General features: G+C 73.6%; 4 protein-coding genes. All 4 read left to right on the top strand.

What is annotated here, in order from left to right:
* The coding region (locus tag VFZ20_RS02310) for a non-ribosomal peptide synthetase (protein ID WP_329682203.1) at positions 1-1,446 on the top strand (1,446 nt) is incomplete at its 5' end.
* A gap of 302 nt (positions 1,447-1,748) precedes the next feature.
* Positions 1,749-2,675 (top strand): FkbM family methyltransferase, encoded by a 927-nt coding sequence (locus tag VFZ20_RS02305; RefSeq protein WP_329682202.1) that lies wholly within the window; start codon positions 1,749-1,751, stop codon positions 2,673-2,675.
* Positions 2,676-3,150: 475 nt separating this feature from the next.
* On the top strand, positions 3,151-3,360 hold the full coding sequence (locus VFZ20_RS02300; protein ID WP_329682201.1) for a hypothetical protein: 210 nt from the start codon (positions 3,151-3,153) through the stop codon (positions 3,358-3,360).
* On the top strand, positions 3,354-9,763 hold a 6,410-nt coding region (locus tag VFZ20_RS02295), incomplete at its 3' end, for a non-ribosomal peptide synthetase (RefSeq protein WP_329682200.1). The genes VFZ20_RS02300 and VFZ20_RS02295, both read left to right, overlap by 7 nt.

The raw sequence follows: 9,763 nt of genomic DNA, 5'->3' as shown, positions 1-9,763 counted from the left end.
CTGGCGTACGTCATCTACACGTCCGGCTCCACGGGGACGCCCAAGGGCGTGGGCGTGGAGCACCGCAGTGTCGTGCGGCTGGTGCGCGAGACGGACTACGCGCACCTGGGCCCGGACGAGACGGTGCTGCAGGCCGCGCCTGTCTCCTTTGACGCGTCCACGTTCGAGATCTGGGGCGCGCTGCTGAACGGTGGCCGCCTGGTGCTGATGCCGGGCGCCGCCTCGTCCCTGGACGAGCTGGGGCAGACGATCTCGCGGCACGGGGTCACGACGCTCTGGCTCACCGCCGGCCTCTTCGGCGCGATGGTGGACGAGCGCGTGGAGCACCTGGCGGGCGTCCGGCAGCTGCTGGCCGGCGGCGACGTGCTGCCGGTGGAGGCGGTGGCGCGCGTGCGGGAGCGCTTTCCGCACATCCGGCTCATCAACGGCTACGGCCCCACGGAGAACACGACGTTCACCACCTGCCACACGGTGGACGACGCGTGGACGGGCGGGCCTGTCCCCATCGGCTCGCCCATCGCCAACACGCGCGTTTACGTGCTGGACGGACGGATGCGGCCCGTCCCGGTCGGCGTGCCCGGCGAGCTGTACGCGGGGGGCGACGGCGTGGCGCGCGGGTACCTGGGCCGGCCGGCGCTGACGGCCGAGCGGTTCGTGCCGGACCCGTTCGGTGCGCCCGGATCGCGACTGTACCGCACCGGCGACCGCGTGCGCTGGCTGGCGGACGGCACGGTGGCCTACCAGGGCCGGCTGGACGGGCAGGTGAAGATTCGCGGCTTCCGCATCGAGCCGGGGGAGATCGAGTCCGCCCTGCGGGCCCACGACGGCGTGCGCGACTGCGTCGTCATCGCCCGCGAGGACGCGCCGGGAGACAAGCGCCTGGTGGCGTACGTGGTCGCGGCGGATGACGCGGAGGCGTCCGCCTCGGAGCTGCGGACGTGGCTCAAGGACCGGGTGCCCGCGTACATGGTGCCCGGCGCGTTCGTCTCCATCGACGCGATCCCGTTGACGGCGAACGGCAAGGTGGACCGCCGGGCGCTCCCCGCGCCGGAGGGGTCGGACGGCGTGGAGTACGTGGAGCCGCGCACGGAGGCGGAGCGCATCGTGGCCGGCATCTGGGCGGAGGTGCTGGGCGTGGGCCGCGTGGGCGTGCACGACGACTTCTTTGCCCTGGGCGGGCACTCGCTTCGCGCCACGCGCGTGATCTCCCACGTCCGCAAGGCGCTGGGGGCGGAGGTGCCCGTGCGCGCGCTGTTCGAGTCGCCCACGCTGGGCGGGTTCGTGGAGCAGGTGGGCCGCTGGGCCCTGGTGGCGGTGCCGGCAGAGCCCGAGGTCATGTCCCGCGACGAGGCGCAGGCCGTGCTGGCCACCATGGAGGACCTGTCCGAGGACGACCTGGACCGCCTGCTTTCCGAGCTGTCGATGGACCAGAACGCGGAGTGGTGAGCTGGGCGCACCGTGGCGCGGACCGCGCGGCGGCCGGCTTTTCCTGCATTTTCACGCAGAGGGAGCAGGGGCGGCAGAGGGCTTCGTCCCCGGACGGAGCTCCCTGCTCCTTGCTCCCCCGCGTGGGGATCGTTTCCCGCCATCGGCGTCCCCGGCGGGGTGGAACGGCGGGCAGAAGTCTGGTATCATCCCGTCCGGTAATGTTTCTCCTTCATCCGTCGTCCCAACGAGAACAGCCTCCTGCCGGGGGCTGTTTTGCGCATCTTTCGCCGCGCGTCCCCCCTTCGCCAGGAACCGTGAGCATGAGCGAGCTGCCGCCCATTCCCGACCACCTGCGGCACCGGACGGTCACGCTGCCCAACGGCTACGAGGTGGTCTACCAGAGCAGGGCCGAGGCGCGGTACTTCTACCACGACGTCTTCGAAAAGCGCGTCTACCTCAAGAACGGCCTCACGCTGGCGGACGGCGACTGCGTGTTCGACGTGGGCGGCAACATCGGCATGACGACGATGTTCATGCACAGCCTGGGGCACCGCATCACCTCGTTCACCTTTGAGCCGGCGCCGCGCCTGTTCGAGATCCTGCGGGCCAATGCCTCGCGGTACGCGCCACGGGCGCAGCTGTTCAACTTCGGCATCTCGGACCAGCCGGGCGAGGCGGAGTTCACCTTCTATCCCAACTCGCCGGGGATGTCCACGTTTCACCCCGCGCTGCACGAGGAGCGCGAGACGTTGCTGGCCATCATGGAGAACCAGCTGCGGCAGGGGATGGACGGGATGCCGGACGTGATGAAGCACGCGGACGACCTGCTGGAGGAGCGGTTTCGCGCGGAGACGTTCCGCTGCCGGCTGCGCCCCCTCTCGGAGGTGATCTACGAGCACCAGGTGGCGCGCATCGACCTGCTCAAGGTGGACGTGCAGAAGAGCGAGCTGCAGGTGCTGAGGGGGATCGACGACGCCGACTGGCCGCGGATCCGCCAGGTGGTGCTGGAGGTGCACGACGTGGACGGCGGGCTGGCGCGCGTGACCTCACTGCTGGAGCGCCACGGATTCCAGGTCACGCCGGAGCAGGACGACATGTACGCGGGAAGCACGCTCTACAACCTCTACGCCGTCCGCGCCCGCGAGACGGTCCCTGCCCCCGCCGGCAGCGCCGTGCTGGAGCGGGCCCGCGCCCTCGCCAGCCGCCAGCGCCACGCCGGCGGCGCCTCGCGGAACCGGGTGCCGTAGCGCGCGTCCAGGGCAGGCGAGCCTCAGGGAATTTTTCACGCAGAGGGAGCAGAGGCAGCAGTACTACAAAAGCGGTTGCAGTACTCTGCTGCCCCTGCTCCCTGTGCGTGAGAATTCCGTTCCTGTCCCGCCGCGCGCGCCGGCACCGGGACGACGGGACGGGTTCGAATCCTGGCGCCGAATACGCGCTGGAAATGCGTATTCTCCCTCCGTCCCCCGCTCCGGACGTTCCCTCCTTCCGGCTCCCCCGCACGCCAGGGCCCGGCATTTCTCCCGCCGCACAACAGGTGTTTGCGGGAGGGGTGGCATCCCGGCACGGTTTGTTTTATTATCCTGTCCGATAATAACAGCCACCCATTCAGGACGTGATTCGCGCGGCCCCACCGCGGGCCGCCGCGCGTTCGTGCCCGCAGTGCGGCGAGCCTCGGCGCCTCGCGCCCAGTGTCATTGTCCTTTTTCGCCACAAAATCCGCGCATGAGCGAGATGGCGCCCGTTCCGGGCCACCCGCGGCACACAATCCCGGTGTACTCGCCCGACCTGCGGGCCGGCGATGCCGGTCCCTGCCTGGACATCGACGACGCGCCTGTCTTCGTGACGGGGCGGCTCCCCCGCGAGCCGTCCCCGCGAGACGGGCTGCCCTGCCTGCCCGACGCAACCACGACTGAAGAGGACGCGGAATGGTGAACGAAACGCCCGTGGCCCCCACCGGCTCTCCCTCCGTGGAGGAGAAGCGGCGCCTCCTGGTGCAAAAGCTCCAGGAACGGGCGCAGCGCGGGGTGTTCCCGCTCTCGTTCTCGCAGCAGCGCCTGTGGTTCCTGCACCGCATGGACCCCGACAGCCCCGCGTACCACATCCCCCTGGCGCTGCGGGCGCGGGGTGACCTGGACGTGCAGGTGCTGCGGCGGGCCCTGCGCGACGTGGTGCAGCGCCACGAGGCCCTGCGCACCACCTTCACGGAGCGCGACGGCCGCCCCGTGCAGGTGGTGGGGCCCACGGCCCCCGACGTCCTCACGCGGGTGGACCTGCGGGGCCTGTCGCCCGAGGACCGGGAAAAGGAGCTGCGCTGGCTGGCATATGACGCCGCCACGCGCCCGTTCGACCTGGAGCACGGCCCCCTGCTGCGCGCCGTGGCCGTGCGCCTGGACGACGAGGAGTGGGGCCTGCTGTTCACCCTGCACCACATCGTGGCCGACGGGTGGAGCATGGGCGTGCTGGTGCGCGACCTGTCGAACCTCTACACCGCGCACGCGCAGGGGCTGCGGCCGGAGCTGGCGCCCATGGGCACCCAGTACCCGGAGTTCGCCCTGTGGCAGCGCGGGTGGCTCAAGGGGGGCGTGCTGGAGCGCGAGACGGCGTTCTGGCGCGAGCAGCTGGACGGCGCGCCGCGCCTGCTGGAGCTGCCCACGGACCGCCCCCGTGGCGCCGTGGCCGGCACCCGCGCGGAGAGCCGCCCGTTCGCGCTGGGCGCCCGGACGTCCGCGGCGCTGCACGCGCTGGCCCGCGAGGAGGGCGCCACGCTCTTCATGACGCTCATGGCCGCCTGGCAGCTGCTGCTGGGCCGCTACGCCGGCCAGGACGACGTGCTGGTGGGCACGCCCATCGCGGGGCGCACGCGCGAGGAGCTGGAAGGCGTGGTGGGCTTCTTCGTCAACACGCTCGTCCTCCGCGCGCGGCTGGAGCCGGGGCTCTCGTTTCGCCGGCTGCTGCGCCAGGTGCGCGAGACCACGCTGGGCGCGTACGCCCACCAGCACCTGCCGTTCGAGCGGCTGGTCGAGGAGCTGGCCGTGGAGCGCTCCCTGGCCACCACGCCGCTGTTCCAGGCCATGTTCGCCCTGCAGAACAACGAGCGCACGGAGCTGGCCCTGGGCGACGCGCGCTTCGAGGCGCTCCCCACGGGCACGGAGTCCGCCAAGTTCGACCTGAACCTGCGCGCGGGCGAGGGCCCCGACGGCATCGCGGGCGTGCTGGCCTTTCGCGCGGAATTGTTCGACGGGGCCACGGCGGAGCGGATGCTGGCGCAGTACACGGCCCTGCTGGAGGCCGTGGCGGCCCACCCGGACCGCCCCCTGTCGGAGCAGACGCTGCTGTCGGATGGGGAGCGGCGGCAGGTGGTGGGGGAGTGGAACGGGACGGCGCGCCCGTATCCCGAGACCTGCCTGCACCGGCTTTTCGAGGCGCAGGCCGCCCGCACGCCGGACCACGTGGCCGTCCAGCACGGCGACCGCGCCGTGACGTACGCGGAGCTGGAGGGCGCGGCCAACCGCCTGGCCCACGCGCTCCAGCGCCGCGGCGTCGGTCCGGAGACGCGCGTGGCGCTGCACCTGGAGAACGGGCCGGAGCAGCTGGCCGGCATTTTGGGCGTGCTCAAGGCCGGCGGCGCGTACGTGCCGCTGGACACGGCCAGCCCGGCCGACCGTCTCGCCTACGTCATCCAGGACTCCGGCGCGGCGCTCGTGCTGGCGGATGACCCGGCCGCCCTCGCCGCGGCCGGCGTGCCCGTGCTGGCCCTGGCGGCGGACGCGTTCGCGGACGAGCCGGACACGGCGCCGGCGTCCGGCGTGGGGCCGCGCAACCTGGTCTACGTCATCTACACGTCGGGATCCACGGGCCGGCCCAAGGGCGTGCTGGTGGAGCACCACGGCGTCTGCAACACGGTCGTCAACTACATCGAGGCGTACGGCATCACGGCCGGCGCGCGGTCGCTGCACTTTGCGCCCGTGCACTTCGACGCGTCCGTCACGGACCTGTTCACCCCCCTGTGCGCCGGCGCCACGCTCGTCACGGCGCCGCGCGAGGCGCTCATCCCCGGCGCGGAGCTGGTGGAGCTGCTGCGCGGTCAGCGGGTGACGCACGCCAAGTTCACCCCCACGGCGCTGGCCGCCCTGCCGCACGCGGACCTGCCCGACCTCGAAGCGGTGATGACGGGCGGCGAGGCGTGCACGGCGGAGCTCGTGGCGCGCTGGGCGCCGGGCCGCCGATTCATCAACGGATACGGGCCCACGGAGACCAGCGTCCGCGTGACGGTGGCGGACGTGACGCACGAGACGCGCACGCCGCCCATCGGCCGGCCGGTGCCCAACACGCGCCTGTACGTGCTGGACGGGGCGGGGCAGCCCCTGCCCGTGGGCGTGCCGGGCGAGCTGCACATCGGCGGCGTGGGCGTGGCCCGCGGATACCAGGGCCGCCCGGGGCTCACGGCGCGAACGTTCATCCCCGACGCGTTCAGCGGCGTGCCGGGCGGGCGGCTGTACCGCTCCGGCGACCGCGCGCGCTGGCTGCCCGACGGCCAGTTGGCGTTCGCCGGCCGCGTGGACTTCCAGGTCAAGGTGCGCGGCATCCGCATCGAGCCGGGCGAGATCGAGGCCGCCCTGCGCGAGCAGCCCGGCGTGGCCGACACCGTCGTCGTCGCCCGCGAGGACCGGCTCGTGGGCTACGTGGTGCCGGCGGCGGGCGCGACGCTCTCCGCGTCCGCGCTCCGCGACGGGCTCAAGGGGCGCCTGCCGGAGTACATGGTGCCGGCCGCGTTCGTCGTGCTGGACGCGCTGCCGCGCGGCTCCAGCGGCAAGACGGACCGCCGCGCCCTTCCCGCGCCGGACTTTGGCGCGGAGGCGGAGGCGTACGTCCATCCGCGCACGCCGGCGGAGGAGATCCTGGCCGGCCTCTTTACGGACGTGCTGCGGATGGAGCCGGTCGGCGCCAGGGACGACTTCTTCGCGCTGGGCGGCCACTCGCTGCTGGCCACGCGGCTCATCTCGCGCATCCGGCAGGCGTTCGGCGTGGAGCTGCCCCTGCGCGCGCTGTTCGAGGCGAGCACGGTGGAGGGGCTGGCCGCGCGCGTGGAGGCGCTGGGCGCCGGGGGCGACGAGCGCCTGGCCCCGCCCGTGGTCCCCGTGCCGCGCGACGGCACCCTGCCGCTCTCGTTCGCGCAGCAGCGCCTGTGGTTCCTGGACCAGCTGCAGCCCGGCGGCGCCGCGTACAACGTGCCCCGGGCCGTCCGGCTGTCGGGCGCGCTGGACGTGTCCGCATTGGAGCGCGCGCTGACGGAGATCGTCCGCCGGCACGAGACCCTGCGCACCCGCTTTCCGTCCGTGGGCGGCGAGCCCGCGCAGGTGATCGAGACCGCCGCGCCGATGGGCATCGCCGTCGAGGACCTGTCGCACCTGCCGGCGGATGAACGCGAGGCGGAAGCCCGGCGGATGGCGGCGGACGAGGCGCGCGCGCCGTTCGACCTGGCGCGCGGTCCGCTCCTGCGCGCCCGCCTGCTGCGCCTGGCGGAGGACGACCACGCGCTGCTCTTCACCCTGCACCACGCCGTGAGCGACGGCTGGAGCACGGGCATCCTCGTCCGCGAGGTGTCGGCGCTGTACGACGCGTTCGCGCGCGGCGCCCCGTCGCCGCTGACTCCGCTCCCCGTGCAGTACGCGGACTTTGCCGCGTGGCAGCGCGCGTGGCTCGCCGGCGACGTGCTGGAGACGCAGCTGGGCTACTGGCGCACGCGCCTGGCCGGCGCGCCGCCCCTCCTGGACCTGCCGACCGACCGGCCGCGCGCCTCCGTGCCGTCCGACCGTGGCGCGTCGGTGTCGTTCGCGCTGTCGGCGGAGACGGTGGGGGCCCTGCGCGCCCTGTCGCGCCGCGAGGGGGCCACGATGTTCATGACCCTGCTGGCCGCGTGGCAGCTGCTCCTGGCGCGCTACAGCGGCCAGGACGACGTGAGCGTCGGCACGCCGGTGGCCGGGCGCACGCGGCTGGAGACGGAGGGGCTCATCGGCTTCTTCGTCAACACGCTCGTGCTGCGGACGGACCTGAGCGGCGCACCGTCGTTCCGCGCGCTGCTGGGCCGGGTGCGCGAGGCCACGCTGGGCGCGCACCAGCACCAGGAGGTGCCGTTCGAAAAGCTCGTGGAGGAGCTGGCGCCCGAGCGCAGCCTGAGCCACACGCCGCTGTTCCAGGCGATGTTCGTCCTGCAGAACAACGCGCTGGAGGCGCTGCGCCTGGGCGAGCTGCACGCCGCCCCGTTCGCCGCGGACGCGGAGAGCGCCAAGTTCGACCTGACGCTGGCCCTGGCCGAGACGGACGACGCCGTCGCGGGCTCCCTCACCTACCGCGCAGAGCTGTGGGACGCGGCCACGATGGAGCGCATGGCCGCGCACTTCGCGGCGCTCGTCGAAGCGGCCGCCGCGCAGCCGGAGCGGTCCGTCGCCGAACTGGCGTTCCTGGCCGATACGGAGCGCGCGCAGCTGGCCGCGTGGAACGACACGGAGCGCGCCTATGACCTGGACGCGTCGCTGCACGGCCTGTTCGAGGCCCAGGCGGCGCGCACGCCCGACGCCGTCGCCGTGCAGCTCGACGACGAGACGCTGACGTACGCGGGGCTGGATGCGCGCGCCAACCAGCTCGCCCGCCACCTGCGCGGCCTCGGCGTCGGCGCCGAAACGCGCGTGGGCGTGTGCGCAGAGCGGTCGACGGAGCTGGTCGTCGCGCTCCTCGCCGTGCTCAAGGCCGGCGGCGCGTACGTGCCGATCGATCCGTCGTACCCGGCGGACCGCATCGCGTACATGCTGGAGGATTCGGGGATCCCCGTCCTCCTCACGCAGGCGCGCCTGGCGGATGCCCTTCCGCCGCACGGCGCCCGCGTCGTCCGCGTGGACGCGGACCGGGAGACGATCGCCGCCGAATCCGCCGACGCGCTGTCGGTCGACGTGGCGCCGGAGCAGCTGGCGTACGTCATCTACACGTCGGGATCGACGGGCCGCCCCAAGGGAGCGATGAACGCGCACCGCGGCATCGTCAACCGGCTGCGGTGGATGCAGGATGAATACAGGCTGGACGCGACGGACGTCGTGCTGCAGAAGACGCCGTTCAGCTTCGACGTGTCCGTCTGGGAGTTCTTCTGGCCCCTGATGACGGGCGCCCGGCTCGTCCTGGCGAAGCCCGGCGCGCACGGCGATCCCGCGTACCTCGCGGAGCTCATCGCGTCGCGGGGCATCACGACGCTGCACTTTGTCCCGTCCATGCTGGCGGCGTTCGTGGACGCGGGCGTGGCGGCGCGCTGCACGTCCCTTCGCCGCGTGGTCTGCTCCGGCGAGGCGCTGCCGTACGACCTGGTGGAGCGCGCCATGGACGCGCTGCCGTCCGCCGGCATCCACAACCTCTACGGTCCCACCGAGGCGGCCGTGGACGTGACGTACTGGGCCGCGGAGCGCCGCGCGCGGCGCGTGGTGCCCATCGGCCGCCCCGTGGCCAACACGCGCATCCACGTGCTGGACGGCGGGATGAACCCCACGCCGGCCGGCGTGCCGGGCGAGCTGTTCATCGGCGGCGTGCAGGTGGGCCGCGGCTACCTGGGCCGCCCCGCGCTCACGGCGGAGACGTTCGTCCCCGACGCCTTCGGAGCGCCGGGCGCGCGGCTGTACCGCACGGGCGACCGCGCCCGGTGGACCACGGATGGGGAGATCGAGTACCTGGGCCGCGTGGACTTCCAGGTGAAGATCCGCGGCTTCCGCATCGAGCCGGGCGAGGTGGAGGCGGCCCTGCGCGCGCACCCCGCCGTGCGCGACGCCGTCGTCACCGTGCGCGACGACGCGGCGGGGAGCGCGCGGCTCGTGGCCTACGTGGTGGGCGGCGCGGACGCGGCGGCGCTGCGCGCGCACCTGGGGGCGCGGCTGCCGGAGCACATGGTGCCGTCCGCCCTGGTCCCCATGGACGCGCTGCCGCTCAACACGAGCGGCAAGGTGGACCGCCGCGCCCTCCCCGCGCCGGAGCTTTCGATGGACGCGGGCGCGTTCGTGGCGCCCCGCGGGGATGGGGAAGAGATCGTGGCCGGCATCTTCGCCGACGTGCTGCGGGCCGGGCGCGTGGGCGCCGGCGACGACTTCTTCGTCCTGGGCGGCCACTCGCTGCTGGCCACCCGCGTGGCGTCGCGCGTCCGCGACGCGTTCGGCGTGGAGCTGCCCCTGCGCACGGTGTTCGAGGCGCCCACGGTGCGGGCGCTGGCCGCCCGCGTGGACGCGCTGCGCCAGGCGGGGCAGGGGAGCGCGGCCCCCGCGCTCGTCCCCGTGGAGCGGACGGGGGCGATGCCGCTCTCGTT

This window comes from Longimicrobium sp., from assembly GCF_036280135.1.
Lineage (GTDB): Bacteria > Gemmatimonadota > Gemmatimonadetes > Longimicrobiales > Longimicrobiaceae > Longimicrobium.
Note: the sequence above shows the minus strand (reverse complement) of the source record. Positions and strands in the feature narration are given on the sequence as shown.

Bases quoted from the DNA above. Each gene is read 5' to 3' on its own strand.
- VFZ20_RS02300 (WP_329682201.1), top strand. From the start codon at position 3,151: ATGAGCGAGATGGCGCCCGTTCCGGGCCACCCGCGGCACACAATCCCG.
- VFZ20_RS02305 (WP_329682202.1), top strand. From the start codon at position 1,749: ATGAGCGAGCTGCCGCCCATTCCCGACCACCTGCGGCACCGGACGGTC.